The 16,981-nt window shown below is 69.9% G+C and carries 14 protein-coding genes and 1 tRNA gene; 8 read left to right on the top strand and 7 right to left on the bottom strand.

Annotated features, from left to right (window positions below; all coding sequences use genetic code 11):
- Positions 1-230: 230 nt before the first annotated feature.
- The 4 genes from F6J85_RS12970 (at position 231) to galE (ending at position 4,538) form a co-directional block, all read left to right on the top strand.
- Positions 231-1,301: an aspartate-semialdehyde dehydrogenase gene (locus tag F6J85_RS12970; protein ID WP_150925563.1), complete on the top strand. Its 1,071-nt coding sequence runs from the start codon at positions 231-233 to the stop codon at positions 1,299-1,301.
- A gap of 83 nt (positions 1,302-1,384) precedes the next feature.
- The gene (locus F6J85_RS12965) at positions 1,385-2,860 is read left to right on the top strand and encodes a malate:quinone oxidoreductase (RefSeq protein WP_150925561.1); all 1,476 of its coding nucleotides are present in this window, start codon (positions 1,385-1,387) and stop codon (positions 2,858-2,860) included.
- 8 nt (positions 2,861-2,868) lie between these two features.
- A complete protein-coding gene (locus tag F6J85_RS12960; RefSeq protein WP_150925559.1) occupies positions 2,869-3,474 on the top strand; it encodes a thymidine kinase in 606 nt (201 codons plus the stop codon).
- A 41-nt stretch (positions 3,475-3,515) separates the two neighbouring features.
- Complete coding sequence (gene galE / locus F6J85_RS12955) at positions 3,516-4,538, top strand: UDP-glucose 4-epimerase GalE (protein WP_150925557.1); 1,023 nt, start codon at positions 3,516-3,518, stop codon at positions 4,536-4,538.
- A 3-nt stretch (positions 4,539-4,541) separates the two neighbouring features.
- On the opposite strand, the gene F6J85_RS12950 is transcribed toward galE, so the two are convergent.
- Positions 4,542-5,381, bottom strand: coding sequence for a DUF1295 domain-containing protein (locus tag F6J85_RS12950; protein WP_150925555.1), 840 nt, complete (start codon positions 5,379-5,381; stop codon positions 4,542-4,544).
- Between the two features lie 68 nt (positions 5,382-5,449).
- Here F6J85_RS12950 and F6J85_RS12945 point away from each other — a divergent pair, with 68 nt between their 5' ends.
- Complete coding sequence (locus F6J85_RS12945) at positions 5,450-6,163, top strand: FadR/GntR family transcriptional regulator (protein ID WP_150925553.1); 714 nt, start codon at positions 5,450-5,452, stop codon at positions 6,161-6,163.
- A 10-nt stretch (positions 6,164-6,173) separates the two neighbouring features.
- Positions 6,174-7,433, top strand: coding sequence for an alpha-hydroxy acid oxidase (locus tag F6J85_RS12940; protein ID WP_150917787.1), 1,260 nt, complete (start codon positions 6,174-6,176; stop codon positions 7,431-7,433).
- 77 nt (positions 7,434-7,510) lie between these two features.
- On the opposite strand, the gene F6J85_RS12935 is transcribed toward F6J85_RS12940, so the two are convergent.
- The 5 genes from F6J85_RS12935 to F6J85_RS12915 all read right to left on the bottom strand — a co-directional run bounded on the left by F6J85_RS12935 (position 7,511) and on the right by F6J85_RS12915 (position 13,748).
- Positions 7,511-8,281 (bottom strand): HAD-IIB family hydrolase, encoded by a 771-nt coding sequence (locus F6J85_RS12935; protein WP_150925551.1) that lies wholly within the window; start codon positions 8,279-8,281, stop codon positions 7,511-7,513.
- A 74-nt stretch (positions 8,282-8,355) separates the two neighbouring features.
- Positions 8,356-8,432 (bottom strand) — tRNA-Pro (locus F6J85_RS12930).
- A gap of 56 nt (positions 8,433-8,488) precedes the next feature.
- Positions 8,489-9,967: a hypothetical protein gene (locus F6J85_RS12925; protein ID WP_150925548.1), complete on the bottom strand. Its 1,479-nt coding sequence runs from the start codon at positions 9,965-9,967 to the stop codon at positions 8,489-8,491.
- Between the two features lie 154 nt (positions 9,968-10,121).
- On the bottom strand, positions 10,122-11,048 hold the full coding sequence (locus F6J85_RS12920; RefSeq protein WP_150925546.1) for a metallophosphoesterase: 927 nt from the start codon (positions 11,046-11,048) through the stop codon (positions 10,122-10,124).
- Positions 11,049-13,748, bottom strand: coding sequence for a transglycosylase domain-containing protein (locus F6J85_RS12915; RefSeq protein ID WP_150925544.1), 2,700 nt, complete (start codon positions 13,746-13,748; stop codon positions 11,049-11,051).
- A gap of 95 nt (positions 13,749-13,843) precedes the next feature.
- On the opposite strand from F6J85_RS12915, the gene F6J85_RS12910 reads away from it, so the two are divergent.
- Positions 13,844-14,062, top strand: coding sequence for a Sp36 family protein (locus tag F6J85_RS12910; protein ID WP_135068254.1), 219 nt, complete (start codon positions 13,844-13,846; stop codon positions 14,060-14,062).
- Complete coding sequence (locus F6J85_RS12905) at positions 14,059-14,526, top strand: RidA family protein (protein ID WP_150917772.1); 468 nt, start codon at positions 14,059-14,061, stop codon at positions 14,524-14,526. The genes F6J85_RS12910 and F6J85_RS12905 overlap by 4 nt, the downstream gene beginning before the upstream one ends.
- A 164-nt stretch (positions 14,527-14,690) precedes the next feature.
- Here the strand turns inward: F6J85_RS12905 and acs are convergent, their stop codons facing one another.
- Positions 14,691-16,658, bottom strand: coding sequence for an acetate--CoA ligase (acs, locus tag F6J85_RS12900; protein WP_150925542.1), 1,968 nt, complete (start codon positions 16,656-16,658; stop codon positions 14,691-14,693).
- Between the last annotated feature and the right edge of the window lie 323 nt (positions 16,659-16,981).

The following is a 16,981-nucleotide window of genomic DNA, read 5'->3' as shown; positions in this document are numbered from 1 at the left end:
CCGAGCGACGGGTGCCGGCGGGGCCCGGATGTGCCGGATCTCCTGAGTTCTGAACGCCCAGCGGCGACACCGGCGGATGCGGCGGCGAAGCCGTCCTGCCGACTGCCGCAGCCTCCGTGCCGTGCCCAGGAACGGCGGAACGCGCGCCGCGCGGCACCGATAGAATCGGGCCACCGCGACTCCGCGGCATCCACTCGCAGCACCCAGCCCCGCAGCATCGAGGTACCGTCATGACCCGCATCTCCGATTCAGGACTCTCCGTCGCCGTCGTGGGCGCCACCGGCCAGGTCGGCGGTGCGATGCTCGACATCCTCGAGGAGCGCGGATTCCCCGTCCGCGAGCTGCGCGCCTTCGCCACCGCGCGCTCGGCCGGTTCCGACGTCATCTTCCAGGGCAAGGCCGTCATCGTCGAAGACGTCGCCACCGCCGAGCTGGGCGGCATCGACATCGCGCTCTTCTCCGCCGGCGCGACCGGATCGCGCGCGCACGCCCCCCGGTTCGCGGAGGCAGGGGCGCTCGTGATCGACAACTCCAGCGCGTGGCGCATGGACCCCGACGTGCCGCTCGTGGTGAGCGAGGTCAACCCGCACGCCATCTCCGAGGCGCGCAAGGGCATCATCGCCAACCCCAACTGCACGACGATGGCGGCGATGCCCGTGCTCAAGGTGCTCGACGGCGAAGCGGGCCTGGAGCGGCTGATCGTCAGCACGTACCAGGCGGTGAGCGGATCGGGCCAGGCCGGCGTGCAGGAGCTGCTGGGCCAGGTCGAGGGCGTGCTCGCGCAGGGCGACGTCGAGCGCCTGGCACGGGACGGCTCCGCGCTGGATTTCCCGCAGCCCGAGAAGTACATCGCCCCGATCGCCTTCGACGTCATCCCGTTCGCGGGCAACCTCGTCGACGACGGCTCGAACGAGACCGATGAGGAGAAGAAGCTCCGCAACGAAAGCCGGAAGATCCTCGAGCTCCCCGAGCTGCGCGTCTCCGGCACGTGCGTGCGCGTCCCCGTTTTCACGGGTCACTCCCTCAGCATCAACGCCGAGTTCGCGCGCGAGATCACACCTGAGCACGCCCGCGCCGTGCTCTCCTCGGCCCCCGGCGTGAAGCTGGAGGAAGTACCCACGCCGCTGCAGGCCGCGGGCACCGATCCCAGCTATGTCGGCCGCATCCGCGCCGATCAGTCCGCCCCCGAGGGCAAGGGGCTCGCGCTGTTCATCAGCAACGACAACCTGCGCAAGGGCGCGGCCCTCAACGCGGTGCAGATCGCCGAGATCGTCGCGGCCCGCATGGGCGCCGGAGCCTGACACGGGGGAGCGTTCTCTCGACGTCGAGCGGTCCGGATATCTCGATGTCGAGAGAGCAGGACGTGCCCGCCTAGAATTGTCGGGTGACTGAAGACGTCGACGTGCTGCTCATCGGCGGCGGGATCATGAGCGCGACCCTCGGGACGCTGCTGAAGGATCTGCAGCCCGATTGGAAGATCGTGGTGTGCGAGCGCCTGAGCGACGTGGCCATGGAGAGCTCCAACGCGTGGAACAACGCCGGCACCGGCCACGCCGCGCTGTGCGAGCTGAACTACATGCCGCAGGGCCCAGACGGCACGCTCGACCCCGCTAAGGCGATCGCGATCAACGAGCAGTTCCAGCAGAGCCGGCAGCTGTGGTCCACGCTCGTCGAGGAGGGCGTGCTGGACGCGCCGTCCACCTTCATCAACGCCACGCCGCACATGAACTTCGTCCGCGGCGAGAAGGACGTCGAGTACCTCCGCAAGCGGTATGAGGTGCTCAAGAAGGAGCCGCTGTTCGCCGGCATCGAGTACAGCGAGGATTCGCGCGTCATCCACCAGTGGGCGCCCCTGCTCATGAAGCAGCGCCTCAAGAGCGACCAGCCCTTCGCCGCCACCCGTGTGCCCTCCGGCACCGACGTGGACTTCGGCGCGCTCACCCGTCAGCTCTTCGCTCACCTCAAGGACTCCGGCGTCGAGGTGGCGACCAACTGCGAGGTGCGCAAGCTCAAGCGCCAGAAGGATGGCGCGTGGCTGGCCACCTACCGCGGGACGGTCGGCCGCACGCCCGGCACCATCCGCGCGAAGTTCGTGTTCGTCGGTGCGGGCGGGTGGGCGCTCAAGCTCCTGCAGCGCTCGGGCATCCCCGAGATCAAGGGCTACGGCGTCTTCCCGATCGGCGGGCAGTGGCTGAAGACCTCCAACCCCGCCATCGTCGCGCAGCACCGCGCGAAGGTGTACTCGCAGGCATCGGTGGGCGCACCGCCCATGTCGGTGCCGCACCTGGACACGCGCGTCGTGGATGGCGAGACCTCACTGCTGTTCGGTCCGTTCGCGACCTTCAGCCCGAAGTTCCTCAAGAACGGCTCGGTGCTCGACATCGTGACGCAGGTGCGCGCGCACAACCTCTGGCCCATGCTGAAGGTCGCGATCGACAACCCGAGCCTCCTGCGTTACCTCGTCGGCGAGTTGCTGAAGAACCACTCCAAGAAGGTCGACAGCCTCCGCACCTTCATGCCCACCGCCAAGGACGAGGACTGGGAGCTGCTGAACGCCGGACAGCGCGCGCAGGTGATGAAGCGCGACCCCAAGAAGGGCGGCGTCCTGCAGTTCGGCACCGAGGTGGTGACGGCCGAGGATGGCTCGATCGCCGGGCTCCTCGGCGCATCCCCCGGCGCGTCCACAGCCGTGTCGATCATGCTCGGACTGCTCAAGACCTGCTTCCCCGAGCGCATGCCGGAATGGGAGGGGCGGCTCAAGGAGCTCATCCCGAGCTACGGTGAGACGCTCAACCCGCGGCCCGAGGTGGCGCGCGAGATCACCGGCGAGACCGCCCAGGTCCTGGCGCTCACGGCCTAGAGCCGCGCATGGCGAAGCTGTACTTCCGCTACGGCGCGATGAACTCCGGCAAGTCGACGGGGCTTCTGCAGGCGGCGTACAACTACGAGGAGCGCGGTCAGCAGGTGCTGCTGGCCAAGCCCGTGATCGACACCAAGGGCGCCGAGCGGATCGAGAGCCGGCTCGGTGTGTCGCGCGGGGTAGATTTCCTGATCGGGCCGCACGACGACGCCCGCGCAGCGTTCGCTGCGGCAGCCGGTGACCGCGCGATCGCGTGCCTGCTCGTGGACGAGGCGCAGTTCCTCACCCCCGGGCAGATCGACGATCTGCTGCGCGTGGCGGTGCTGGATGACATCCCCGTGATCGCATACGGGATCCGCACCGACTTCCGCACCGAAGCCTTCCCCGGTTCGCGCCGGCTCCTGGAGGTCGCGCACAGCCTGGAAGAGCTCAAGACGATCTGCCGATGCGGGCGGAAGGCGATCTTCAACGCGCGGCTCGTGGACGGCCGGTTCGTGTTCCACGGCGACCAGGTCGCCATCGACGAAGGCGCCACGACCGGAGTCGTGACGTACGAGTCGATGTGCGGGGTGTGCTATCTGCGCGAATCGGGCGGTCGCCTCGACGGGCGCTGAGCACGCCTGACCTGCTGCCCTCGGGCGGATACGCTGGCTTCATGCGAGTACTTCTGGCCGGTGGTGCCGGCTACATCGGCGCGCACACCGCCGTATCCCTGCTGGATGCCGGTCACGAGGTGGTGCTGCTGGACGACCTGTCGGGCACGAGTGCGGTCGCCGCTGACCGGGTCGCCCAGATCACCGGCAAGCCCGCGCCCCTGGTGGTGGGGGATGCTGCCGACCGCGAGGTCGTCGAGGGCGTCTTCGCCGCGCACGGCCCGATCGACGCGATCATCCATCTGGCCGCCTTCAAGGCCGTGGGGGAGTCCACGCAGATCCCACTGGAGTACTACCGCAACAACCTCGACACGACGTTCGCCCTGGCAGAGGTCGGGGTCCGCCACGGCATCCGCTCGCTCGTCTTCTCCAGCACCGGCACGGTGTACTCCGACCCCGCCGACCTCCCCTTCACGGAGGAGGCGTCCACGAGCGTGGACCTCTCCAACGCCTACAGCAAGTCCAAGCGCATGAACGAGGTCGTCCTCGCCGACCTTGCCCGCGTGAACCCCGAGCTGAACGTCACGGTGCTGCGGTACTTCAACCCCGTGGGCGCGCACCCGAGCGGGCTCATCGGCGAAGATCCGGCAGGCATCCCGAACAACCTCATGCCCTACGTCTCGCGCGTGGCCATCGGGGCGCTGGATGAGATCGGGATCTTCGGCGACGACTACGACACCCCCGACGGCACCGGTCTGCGCGACTACATCCACGTCGTCGACCTGGCCGAGGGTCACGTGGTCGCGCTGGAGCAGGCGAAGCCCGGGTACGCCGTGTACAACCTCGGCACCGGCACGCCGGTGAGCGTGCGGGAGCTCATCGCCTCGTTCGAGAAGGCCGTCGGCCGCGAACTGCCGGCCCGCGTGCTGCCGCGCAGACCGGGGGACGTGGCCGCGACGTACTGCGACCCGTCGAAGGCCGCGCGGGAGCTGGGCTGGCGCACACGGCTGTCGATCGACGACGCCTGCCGCGACTACTGGAACTGGCAGAGTCGCAATCCCGCCGGCTACGCCACTACCCGCTGACGCTCAGCTGCGCTGCGTCACCGCAGGTCGCCGCGGCGGGAGCGGGATGAGCATCGACGTGCGGCGCTGATAGTCGGCGTACGCCGGATACTTCGACGCGCTGATCGACTCCGTGAAGATCGTCGACCCGATGAACAGCACCGTGAGCAGTGCCGGTCCGAGGATCGTCCAGTTCAGCAGACCGCCCCAGACGCCCAGGCCCGCGGCGGCGGCGACCGCGCCGATCGCGTAGAACACCCACCACTGCGCCTGCTCGAAGAAGAAGTTGGGGTGCCGGCTGTAGCGGAAGAGGCCCGTGGTGACGAACCCCGGCTCCAGCGTGCCGCCCGCCCGCTTCTTCGCCTGGTGGAAGTCCCACTGCTGCTGGTCGGCGACGAACTCGCCGACGAGGAAGGCGAGGAACAGCACGCCCAGCGACGTATCCCACGCGGTCAATCGCGCCGGATGCTGCCACGCCATGAACGCGGGAAGCGAGATGAGCACGAGCAGCGCGTTCTGGTACAGCACGATGAACAGCAGATTGAACGCCTGGAACTGCGCGGGGCTCATGCGGGAGCGCAGGATCGCCCAGCGGTAATCCTCCATGCCGGTGTATCCGCCCTTGCGGGCGAAGTTGAACGTCAGACGCGCGCCCCACGCCGTCACCAGGAGCGCCATCAGGATCAGGCGCGACGCGTCGCGGCCGTCCACGATCGCGGCGACGGCGAAGATCCACACGTACGCGACCGGAACGATCGACCAGATGCGGTCGACCCAGGAGGTGTCCTTGGTGATCAGGGACAGGATCCAGCACGCCGCGCACGTGGCGGCGGCCAGCAGCAGCACGATCAGAAGCGGGTCCACGCGCTCAGGCTAGTCCGCTTGTGGGCGCCGTCCCAGGCCGGTACTGTGGTCTGACCACAGGAGGTCCCATGGCAGACCGCTCAGCCCCTCGCGCGTGGCAGGTGGTGCTCGAGCACATCGAGACCGAGCTGCGGGCGGGACGCGTGGTGCCAGGAGACCGGCTGGCACCCGAGCGCGAACTGGCGACGCAGCTGGGCGTCGGCCGATCGAGCGTGCGGGAAGCGCTCCGCGTGCTCGAGGTGCTGGGCCTGCTGCGCACCGCCACCGGTTCCGGCCCGAGCGCCGGCGCGATGATCGTGGCCGCCCCCCGCGGTGGCCTATCCGCGATCCTGCGGCTGCAGGTGGCCGCCAATGGTTTCCCCGTCGACGATGTCGTGCGCACGCGCGTCGTCCTGGAGGCCGCGGCGCTGGAGGACCTGGCCGGCGATCCGCACAGGGACACCGCATCCGCTGCCGCCGTGCTGGACGCGATGGATGCGCCGGGCCTCGCGCCGGCGGAGTTCCTCACCCTGGACGCCCGGTTCCACCTCGCCCTCGTCGAGGCCTCCGGCAACGTCGTGGCCTCGGCGATGATGGAGGGCCTCCGCACCGCGATCGAGTCGTACGTGCTCGCCGGCGCGGCGGCGATGAGCGACTGGGACGGCACCGCCGAGCGACTCCGGGCGGAGCATCGCGCGATCGTCTCGGCCATCGACGACGCCGACGGCGAGGCGGCGCGCCGCCTCATCTGCGGCCACATCACCCGGTACTACGACGAGGCGGGCCTCGCCCACCCGTTCTGAGGAGACAACCATGGTCACCCGCCAGCTGCCCAAGCCCGTCGAGATCTTCGAGCTGATGAAGTTCAAGGCGCCCGAGCTCAACGGGAAGAAGCGCCGCCTCGACGGCGCGCTCACGATCGCCGACCTCCGCCGCATCGCGCAGCGGCGCACCCCCAAGGCGGCGTTCGACTACACCGACGGCGCCGCGGAGGGCGAACTGTCGCTGGCCCGCGCCCGGCAGGCGTTCGAAGACATCGAGTTCCACCCGAGCGTGCTGCGCCCGGCCGAACACGTCGACACCTCCACCACGATCCTGGGCGGGCCCAGTGCTCTGCCGTTCGGCATCGCGCCCACCGGGTTCACGCGCCTCATGCAGACCGAGGGGGAGACGGCGGGAGCCTCGGCGGCGGCGGCCGCGGGCATCCCGTTCACCCTCTCGACCCTGGGGACGACCTCGATCGAGGGCGTGCGGCAGGCCAACCCCCACGGGCGCAACTGGTTCCAGCTGTACGTCATGCGCCAGCGCGACATCTCCTACGACCTCGTCCGCCGCGCGGGCGAGGCGGGGTTCGACACCCTCATGTTCACCGTCGACACCCCCATCGCCGGCGCGCGCCTGCGCGACAAGCGCAACGGCTTCTCCATCCCGCCGCAGCTGACCCTCGGGACGATCGTCAACGCGATCCCGCGGCCGTGGTGGTGGATCGATTTCCTCACCACGCCCAAGCTCGAATTCGCCTCGCTCACCGACACCGGCGGCACCGTCGGCGACCTGCTCAACGCCGCGATGGACCCCACCATCAGCTTCGACGACCTCGAAGTGATCCGGGGGATGTGGCCCGGGAAGATCGTGATCAAGGGCGTGCAGAACGTCGAAGACAGTGTGCGCCTGATCGACGCCGGGGTGGACGGGATCATCCTGTCCAACCACGGGGGCCGGCAGCTGGACCGCGCGCCCATCCCGTTCCACCTCCTGCCCCACGTCGTGCGCGAAGTGGGCAAGGACGCCACGGTCATGATCGACACCGGCATCATGAACGGCGCCGACATCGTCGCATCCATCGCCCTGGGCGCGAAGTTCACCCTCATCGGCCGTGCGTACCTGTACGGGCTCATGGCCGGCGGACGCGCGGGCGTGGACCGCACCATCCAGATCCTGCGCAGTGAGATCGAGCGCACGATGGCGCTGCTGGGCGTCGCCTCACTCGCCGAGCTGGAGCCGAAGCACGTCACGCAGCTCGCGCGCCTCGTCCCGCTCGGCCAGTCCGCGCCCTCCCCGGCCGAGGTCTGAGGCAACCGAGACACCACATCCCGGCTGAGGCATCACGCGGCGCGCGTTGTCTCGGGCGGAATGTGGTGTTTCGCGGGTCAGCGCGCGGGGAGCGTGGGGATGAGAGCGTCGAGGTACGCGGCGGTGTCGGGCCACCCGTGCACCGCGTGGCAGGGGACGCCCAGCGCCAGGACCGGGTAGTCGTTGCCGTCGGGATCGAGCCGGTCGCCGACGAACAGCATGTCGTCGAGGGGGATGCCGGTGACCTCGGCGAGCTGCTTCATGCCGTAGGCCTTGTCGATGCCGCGGTGGGTGATGTCCACCGACGTCGAGCCCCCCGAGCGCACCTCGAGGTCGGGGATGCGGGCGGCCACCGCTTCGCGCAGGGCGTTCTTCCTGGATCCCGTCGGGTCCCACGCCGTCTTGGCCTCCAGCGGAGCCCTCTGCCCGAGCGCGGAGAAGGTGATCTGCGAGCCGCGGTCCTCGAGGATGTCGCCCCACGTCTCCGATTCCCACAGCCCGAGGCGCCGGGCCTCCTCCTCCACCGCTGCCAGCGCGCGCGACTTCTCGTCGTCGGTGAGCGAGTGGGCGTAGACGGTCTCGATGGCTCCGCCGGTGAGCCGGTAGTACTGCGTGCCGCACGTGGGCATCAGGTGCACGCGGCTGAGCGTCTCGGCAGAGGCCGCCGGCAGGCGGTCGACGACCTGGCTGCGGAACTGAGCGAGCTGACCGCCGGAGATGATCGCGACCTCGACGCGTTCGGCCAGCGCGATGAGCAGCTCGCCGATTCGTGGATCGATCGGGCTCTTCGAGGGGGCCAGCGTGTCGTCGAGATCGAAGGCGACGAGGCGGGGCGTGGATGCGGGCACAGTGCTCCTGTCCGAGACGTCCGAGGCAAGAAGAAGGCCCCGTCAGGCGACGGGGCCTTCTTCTCGATGCTACGTGGTCGGGGTGACAGGATTTGAACCTGCGGCCTCTTCGTCCCGAACGAAGCGCGCTACCAAGCTGCGCCACACCCCGTTGCAACCCCCCGAGTCTACCCTGAAAGCGGGCATGCTCCGAACCGGCCGCATCCGTCAGCGTGCCCCGAGTCGGCGTCGCTGGGAGAGGTGCGCCAGGAGTGCGACGCCGGCCAGCAGTGCCGCCAACCCTCCGGCCCCCACCCGGGTGCCGGCGTCGTCCCACAGGCCGGTAGCGGCGAGGGCGCGCGGAGCCTCCTCCGGTGGGGGCTGCGCCGCGGGCGGGGCGGGCACGTGCACGACCTGGCTGGGTACGCCGAAGTCTTCGCTCCAGCGGTAGTCGCGCTCGAGATGACGCGCGACCTCGGGCTCCTGAGCGGATGCCGCGATCTCCCACACCGCCGTGTAGTACCCCGGGCCTGGCAGCTGCCACGGCGAGGTCACGCGATACGTGCCGCTGCCCTGCTCGGGGTCGGTCAGGAGCTCCAGTTCGCCGACCGGCACGGCGTCGGCCGGGACGTCGGGTCCGGCCGGTGCCGCTTCTGTCCGGTATACGACCGCCGTGGCGCGCAGCGGGACGAGCCCACCGTCGGCCGAGCGCGGCCAGACGCCCTCGACCGGGGTCAGGGTGACGTCGTCGACGAAGTACCCGGTCGCCGACTCCGGGGGTAGAACCTGCGTCGTGATGCCGGGGGAGAACACGACGGGACGGGGCGCGGCATCCTGTGCCGTCACCGTGTATTGCACCGATCCGCCGGGCCCCGCCGTGTGCTGCTGGCCCTCGGTCGTGAAGTACCGCACTGCGGGCGCGATCGTCGCCGACACCGCCGCGCTCGCGCGCACCGCGACCGGCGCACCGCTGTCGTCGGGCGCGACCGCGCGAATCTCATACGAGGTCCCCGGCACCGCGCGGGCGAGCTCGGCCGTGCCGGTGTCGGCGAAGACGGCGTTCTCCAGTGTCAGGACGACCGCCGTCCCCGCCGCGCCGTCCAGGCGGAGCGCGCCGCGGCGCGGATCGGCGTCGTCGGTGCTGAGGGTGAGGGCGGCATCCGCGCCCGGAACGGTGACGGCCATGCCCTCGGCGTAGTACGCCTCGGCCTTCTGCTGGATCGCGGCGGAATGCTCCGGGGCCAGGCGCGAGAAGATGTGATCGACCGCTTCGGCGAGGGAGTCGCCCTGGTAGCCCCACGAGTGCAGGGTGGTGTCGAGGTCGGCGATGGCCTTGACGGCCCACCCGACGCTCGCCGCCTGCACGGGATCGGCGGTCTGGCCGTAGGTGGTCACGAGGTGGTTGATCCCGGCCAGCTGCTTCGGGGAGAGTCCGGCGGCGTCGCCGCGAATGCCGTGGTCGGTGCTCGGGCCGGTCGGAGCCGGCAGCCCCGGCACGATGCAGTACGTGTGGATGCCGTCGATGAGCATAGACCCGTGCCATCCGTGCGCCGACAGGGGAGCCCAGGTGCCGAACCCGGAGCCTTGGGACGCGGCGGCGGCGGGTGGTGCGGTCGTCAGCACGGCACCGGCGACGGCGAGGCCGAAGACGAGGGCGAGGACGAGGCGGCGCGCCAGCGAGGCGTGGCGGGTGGGCACAGCAGGCATGGACGGCTCCCCTTCGGCGGATCGGATTCACCGATCGTGCACGCAGCGCGACGCCGAGGACGCCGTGCGGACGCCGTCTGTGGACGGCGGCCGCTGCCGCGGGCCTGGGGAGGAGAGGTGGCCGGGCTCAGCGGGCGAGGAGAGGTGGCGGGGCTCAACGCGGGAGGAGCGTGAGGAGCGTGACCTCAGGGCGGCACGCGAAGCGCACCGGCGCGTAGATCGAGTGGCCGATCCCCGCGCTGACGTTCAGCGGCACGGTGCGGCCGTCGTGCGTCCAGTCGCTCAGGCCACGGGCCTGGTCGAGCGGGATGTCGCAGTTCGCCACGAGAGCGTTCCGGCTCCCCGGGATGCGCACCTGCCCGCCGTGCGTGTGGCCGGCCAGCAGCACGTCGGCGCCGAGGTCGGTGAACTGGTCCAGAACGCGGCGGTACGGCGCGTGGGTGACGCCGAGCGACAGATCGCCCTGCTCCAGACCCGCCAGTGCGGCGGCGGTGGCGCCGAGGTCGTCCCAGTCGCGGTGGGCGTCATCCACCCCGAACGCGCGGATGCGCAGCTCGCCCACCGTGAGCGCCGCCGCGGTGTTGTCCAGGTCGCGCCAGCCGAGGTCGTCCTCGAGGTAGCGGTCGAGGGCGTCCACGTCGAGGTTCTGCACCGCGGGCTTCCTTTTGGACGGGCCGGAGAAGTACAGCAGCGGATTGCGCGGCGAGGGGGCCTGCATGTCGTTGGAGCCGTGCACGAAGACGCCGGGAATCCCGGCGAAGGGCGCGAAGGCCGCTTGGATGCCGGCGAGGCCGTCGGCATGGCCGAGGTTGTCGCCCGTGTTGACGATGAAGTCCGGCCGCAGGTCGGCCAGGCCGGCGATCCACTGCTGCTTGCGTCTCTGCCACGGAGCCATGTGGGCGTCGGAGAGATGCAGCACGCGCAGGGGCGACGCGCCGGCGGGCAGGACTCGCAGGGCGGCGTGCCGGACCGTGAACAGGTACCGCTCGATCCCGATCCCCCAGACGGCGGCGGATGCGCCGACCACCCCCACGGCACCGAGGGCCGTGAGGGTGGTCTTGGCGATGGAGCCGGGCGCCACCTAGTCGCAGTCTTCGCTGGTGTAGTCGATCGTGATCGCGGCGCTGCGCGGCACGACGCTCCCGGCGGCGGGATCGGTCCCGGTCACGCGGCCCTGGGGGCCGCCCTCCGGATCTTCGGTGCACGTGCCGAGCGTCGCTTCGGGGAACGTCTGACGAAGTGTGGCGAGCGCCTTGACCGGAGCCTGACCGGTCACATCGGGCACCGCGCCGGCCTGGCCATTGCTCGGGTTGATCGTGATCGGGGTGCCTCCCGGCGCAGACCCGGCCGGATTCTGCGCGGCGACGATGTCGGTCGGCTGGTCGCTGTCCACCGGCTCGCCGACGACGACCTCCCAGCCCGCATCCGTCAGCGTTGCTGTCGCCTGGTCGACCGTCTGGCCGACGACGTTGGGCACCTCGCGGGTGACGCGCCGCGTGAGGTTGTTATCGGGTGCGGGGAAAGGGTCACCGCCGTAGAACTGGTTCGCCACGCCCTGGACCACACGCGCGATCGGGTAGCGGATGTCCATGAGCCGGCGTCCGTTGTACCAGTTGCGCGCGATGTCGCCCTGACCCTCGACCGTTCCGGCCCAAACGGCGGTCGTGACGTTCGTGGAGGACTCGATCATCCACGACTGCAGCGACTCGTGCGTACCGGTCTTCCCGATGAGGGGGGTGCCGTCGTATGGGTTGCCTTGGGCGCCGGTGCCGCCGTTCATGACGCCGGCGAGGGCCGAAGCCGCCGTCGCGGCGACCTCCGGCGACAGCACGGGCGTGCACGAGCGGACAGGGACCAGCTCGGGGCGTTCCGTGCCGTCGCTGTCGGTCACACGGTCGATGACCTTCGGCTCGCAGTACACGCCGCCGTTCGCGACCGTCGCGTACGCGCCGGCCATCGCCAGCGGCGACACCGCGTCGCTGCCGATGACGTTGTTTCCATAGCGCATCTCGATGTCGTTGCCGTTGGCGAGGGTGACGCCCATCTTCTTGGCGACCTTCGCGATGTCGCACAGGTCGAGTTCGGCGGCCATGCCGAGGAATCCGGTGTTCAGCGACTGCCGCGTGAACTGCATCGGAGTGCCGTTGTACCCGCCCTGGTTGTTGAAGTTGCGGATGCGTGCTTTGTCCGTGTTGACGTAGTTCCCGAAGCACGAGTTGGTCATGTTCGGGACGGGACGATCGCGGCCGTTGACCACCTCGTTGACCGATCGGCCCTGCTCGAGCCAGTCGACGAGGGTGAACAGCTTGAACGTCGACCCGGCGTTGAACCCGTCGGAAGCACCGAACCTCCGATCGCCCGCGTAGACGATTGAGGTGTAGGCGGGGTCGGATGCGGCGACGTCCGCGTCTTCGGTGAATCGGGTGTTCTGCGCCATCGCCAGGACACGACCCGTCTTCGCTTCGATGCTCACGGAAGCGGAACCGAACCGCATCCCCTCCACCGACGCGGGCGCGTAGTCGTTCATGGCCTGCTGGGCGGCGTTCTGGACGTCCACGGCCAGCGTGGTGTGGATGTTGAGGCCATCCTGACGCAGCGAGCGCAACCGCTCCTCGCCCGTCTCGCCGAACGCGGGATCGTTTCGGATCACGGAGACGACGTACTGGCAGTAGTAGGGGGCGGCGGATGCGGCGCATCCCTGCGACGCGGGCGTGATCTGGGGCGTGATCGGTTCGACCGCTGCGGCGACGTACTGGTCGCGCGTGATCTTGCCGTCGTCCAGCAGGCGGCTCAGCACGTACAGCTGGCGCCCTTTCGTCGCGCTGTAGCCGTCGGCGGCGGCGAGGTACTGCTCGGGGGTGATCGTGCCCTCGTCGCGGAGCGTGTTGAGAGCCTGGATCGTGCCGGGGTTGACGTCGTCGATCGAGCCGTCGGGCGCCTTGTTGTACGCGACACCGTCGGCGTCGAAGATCGTGCCCCGGTCTCCACGGTCGATGCGGTACGTGTTCGGGTTCTGCACGATGCCCGCGAGCGTGGCGGCCTGGCCGAGGCTGAGTTCGGCGGCCGGGACGTTGAAGTAGTACCGGGCGGCGGCTTCGATGCCGTAGTTCGTGCCGCCGAAGTTCGCGATGTTCAGGTACCCGAGAAGGATGTCGTTCTTGGAATACTCCTTCTCGAGCTGGATGGCGTAGCGCATCTCCTGCAGCTTGCGCTCGTAGCCCTCGACGCCGGAGGCCGTCGTCGCTTCCGTCCAGCAGCTCTGCAGCACCTCGTCACGCGAGCGGATCTCGTTGCCGGCGTCATCGCGCTCGGCGGTCGCGTCGCGCTCGCACTTCTGGATGAGGACGTTCTTGACGTACTGCTGACTGATCGAGGATCCGCCCTGCGTCTGCCCGCCCTGCGCGTTGCTGAGGAGCGCACGGGTGGTGCCGATGAGGTCGACGCCGCCGTGCTGGTAGTAGCGCGGGTCTTCGGACGACAGGATCGCGTCGTACATGACCGGTGCGACCTCGTCGAACTCGACCGGCTGGCGGTTCTGATCGTAGAACTGCGCGAGCACCTGGTCGCCCGTCCAGATGGTCGTCGGCTGCATGAGCTTGTCGATCTTCAGGATGCTGGGCATGTTGTCGAAGATCGAGATGGCGCTGGATGCGGCTGCCCCGGTGACGGCGATGGCCGGAGTGACGGTGGCGGCCACGAGAAGACCCGCGACGGCGCTGAGACCGACGAGGCCGACGAGACCGCCGAGCACACCCGTGGCCGTCCGTTTGTGTTCAGGCATAGGCTTGATGCTAAGCCAGATACCTGGGCGAAGTCTCGACAGGCATGCGTCTCGGACGCAGCCGTGCGCCCTCTCCTACGACGACCGGAGTTGCGATGACCACGTGGGAATACCTCACGGCACCCCTCCTCATCCACAATACCGCCGCCATCCTCAACAACTGGGGCAAGCAGGGCTGGGAGCTCGTTCAGGTGGTGACCGGGCCCGAAGGCGGGCTCGTCGGCTACTTCAAACGCCCCAGCGGCGGGGGTGGCGAGAACGCCGGCCTCGGCGCCGCGGCGCAGGCCGCGCAGCAGTTCGGAGAGGGCGCGTGAGCGTCGCGGAGCGGCTCGCGGCACTCGGCCTGGAGCTGCCCCCGGTCGCGACCCCGGCGGGGGCCTACGTGCCGGCGAAGGTGCACGGCGACCTCGTCTTCACCGCGGGGCAGCTGCCGCTCGTGTCGGGCGCCCTGCCGGCCACCGGCAAGGTCGGCGACGGCCACGGCCTGGTGCCGGCATCGGACGCCTACGAGTACGCGCGACTGTGCGCGCTGAACGCGATCGCCGCGGCAGCGGATGCGGCGGGAGGCCTGGAGCGCCTCACCGGCGTGCTGAAGGTCACCGGCTTCGTTTCCTCCGTCCCCGAGTTCACCGGGCAGCCGGGCGTCATCAACGGCGCGAGCGAACTCCTCGGAGAGGTCTTCGGCGACGCCGGACGCCACGCCCGCTCGGCGGTCGGCGTGCCCGTGCTGCCGCTGGACAGCCCCGTCGAGGTCGAGGTCGTCTTCACCCTCTCCTGACGCCGCCTCCGCCCGCCCGCCCCGCGTCGCGTCGCGTCCCAGCATCCTCGCGGCCGCCTGCTGCGCACAACGGCGGGGATGGCGCCCGACGCGCGGGGCGAGCCCCCGCGTGAGCGGCGGGTCGCGGAACATCCCCGCCGTTGTGCGCGGGCGGAGGTACGTCTCTACTTCAGCTGCGCGCTGATGACGCTCATCACTGCCGTGTCGGCCAGCGTCGTGGTGTCGCCGACCTCGCGGCCCTCGGCGACATCGCGCAGCAGCCGGCGCATGATCTTGCCCGAGCGCGTCTTGGGCAGCTCGCCCACGATGTAGATGTCTCGGGGGCGCGCGATCGGCCCGATCTGCTCGCCCACCCACGTGCGCAGCGTCCCGGCGAGGCCCTCCGGTGCGTGCGCCTTGAGGAAGCTCTGCTTGATGATCACGAAGGCCACCACCGCCTGGCCGGTGGTCTCGTCGGATGCCCCGACCACGGCCGCCTCGGCGACCGCCTCGTTGGCCACCAGGGCCGATTCGATCTCGGCGGTGGACAGGCGGTGTCCCGAGATGTTCATGACGTCGTCGACGCGGCCGAGCAGCCACACGTCGCCGTCCTCGTCCAGGCGCGCCCCGTCGCCGGCGAAGTAGTAGCCCTTGTCGGCGAACTTGTCCCAGTACGTCTCCTTGTACCGTTCCGGGTCGCCCCAGATGCCGCGCAGCATGCTCGGCCACGGCCCGGTGATGACCAGCAGCCCGCCGTTGCCGTTGCCGACGTGCTCGCCGGAGTCGTCGACGACATCGATCGTGATGCCGGGGATGGGCACCTGGGCGGATCCGGGCTTGGTCTCGGTGATCCCGGGGAGGGCGGAGATCATGATGGCGCCGGTCTCGGTCTGCCACCACGTGTCCACGACGGGGGCGGACTCGCCGCCGATGATGTTGCGGTACCAGACCCACGCCTCGGGGTTGATCGGCTCGCCCACCGATCCGAGCAGGCGCAGCGACGACAGGTCGAAGCGCTGCGGCACCTCGCGCCCGATCTTCATGAAGGAGCGGATGGCGGTGGGGGCGGTGTAGAAGATCGTGACGCCGTACTTCTGGATGACCTCCCACCAGCGACCGGGATGCGGGGTGTCGGGGGTGCCCTCGTACAGCACCTGCGTCGCGCCGTTGGCCAGCGGTCCGTATGTCACGTACGTGTGCCCCGTGATCCAGCCGATGTCGGCGGTGCACCAGTACACGTCGGATTCGGGGTGCACGTCGTGCACGACGCGATTCGTGAACGCGGCCTGTGCGAGATATCCGCCCGAGGTGTGCAGGATGCCCTTCGGCTTTCCCGTCGTTCCGGAGGTGTAGAGGATGAACAGCGGGTTCTCGGCGGGGAAGGGCCGTGCCTGGTGGTCGGCGGATGCGGCGGGCACGGCCTCGTGCCACCACAGATCGCGCTCGGGGTTCCACTCCACGTCGTTGCCGCCGCGGCGGACGACCAGCACGTGCTCGACGGTCTCCTGCTCGCCGGAGCCGCGGTCGGCCAGCGCCATGTCGACGGCGGGCTTGAGCGGAGACACCTTCCCCTTGCGGTAGCCGCCGTCGGCGGTGATCACGAGCTTCGCGCCGGCGTCGTCGATGCGTGCGCGCAGGCTGTCGGCGGAGAAGCCGCCGAACACGACCGAGTGGATCGCGCCGATGCGCGCGACGGCGAGCATCGCCGCGACGGCCTCCGGGATCATCGGCAGGTAAATGGCGACGCGGTCGCCGTGGCCGACCCCGAGTCCTTCCAGCACGTTCGCGACGCGCTTGACCTCCTCGGTGAGCTCGGCGTAGGTGATCCGCCGCTCCTCGCCGGGCTCTCCCTCCCACAGCAGCGCGACCCGCTCGCCGTTGCCGGCCTCCACGTGGCGGTCGAGGCAGTTGTACGCCACGTTGAGCTCACCGTCGGCGAACCACTCGGCGAAGGGCGGGTTGCTCCAGTCGAGCACCTGCGTGAACGGCGTGTGCCAGTGCAGGAGCTCGCGTGCCTGATCGGCCCAGAAGCCCTCCCGGTCGGCGGCTGCGCGTTCGTACAGCTCGGTCGTTCCCACGGCCTCTGCCGCGAACTGCGCCGGAGGCGCGAAGCGTCGGCTTTCGGAGAGGAGGTGGTCGATCTGGCTGCTCATGCGCGCTCCTTTGCGGGAAGTGGTCGCACGGCGTTCTTCCTGCCGTCGCGACAGGGTCAATCTAGTTCGCCGCCGCGACGGCCGACTACCTCCGATAGTTGGCAGGCCGAGCACTCGGCGCGTCGGTCAGCCCCCTGCCCGGATGGCGTAAACTGGACTCGCCCGAACATCGATTCGGCATGCGTGGCGGGCGGACCCCCCTATATCGCCTGTCACGTGGCGGCATCCCGTTTCCCCCCAGATGGGATGCCGCCTTCTTGTTCTTCTCCGAAGCGGTGGCCATCGAGGGCCTCGCCGGTTCTCCCCAGCCGGGCACGAGCCGA

This window comes from Microbacterium lushaniae (assembly GCF_008727775.1).
GTDB classification, from domain to species: Bacteria; Actinomycetota; Actinomycetes; order Actinomycetales; family Microbacteriaceae; genus Microbacterium; species Microbacterium lushaniae.
Note: the sequence above shows the minus strand (reverse complement) of the source record. Positions and strands in the feature narration are given on the sequence as shown.

Bases quoted from the DNA above. Each gene is read 5' to 3' on its own strand.
- acs (WP_150925542.1), bottom strand. From the start codon at position 16,658: ATGAGCAGCCAGATCGACCACCTCCTCTCCGAAAGCCGACGCTTCGCG.
- F6J85_RS12970 (WP_150925563.1), top strand. From the start codon at position 231: ATGACCCGCATCTCCGATTCAGGACTCTCCGTCGCCGTCGTGGGCGCC.
- F6J85_RS12925 (WP_150925548.1), bottom strand. From the start codon at position 9,967: ATGCCTGCTGTGCCCACCCGCCACGCCTCGCTGGCGCGCCGCCTCGTC.
- F6J85_RS12960 (WP_150925559.1), top strand. From the start codon at position 2,869: ATGGCGAAGCTGTACTTCCGCTACGGCGCGATGAACTCCGGCAAGTCG.
- F6J85_RS12915 (WP_150925544.1), bottom strand. From the start codon at position 13,748: ATGCCTGAACACAAACGGACGGCCACGGGTGTGCTCGGCGGTCTCGTC.
- F6J85_RS12940 (WP_150917787.1), top strand. From the start codon at position 6,174: ATGGTCACCCGCCAGCTGCCCAAGCCCGTCGAGATCTTCGAGCTGATG.
- F6J85_RS12945 (WP_150925553.1), top strand. From the start codon at position 5,450: ATGGCAGACCGCTCAGCCCCTCGCGCGTGGCAGGTGGTGCTCGAGCAC.
- galE (WP_150925557.1), top strand. From the start codon at position 3,516: ATGCGAGTACTTCTGGCCGGTGGTGCCGGCTACATCGGCGCGCACACC.
- F6J85_RS12910 (WP_135068254.1), top strand. From the start codon at position 13,844: ATGACCACGTGGGAATACCTCACGGCACCCCTCCTCATCCACAATACC.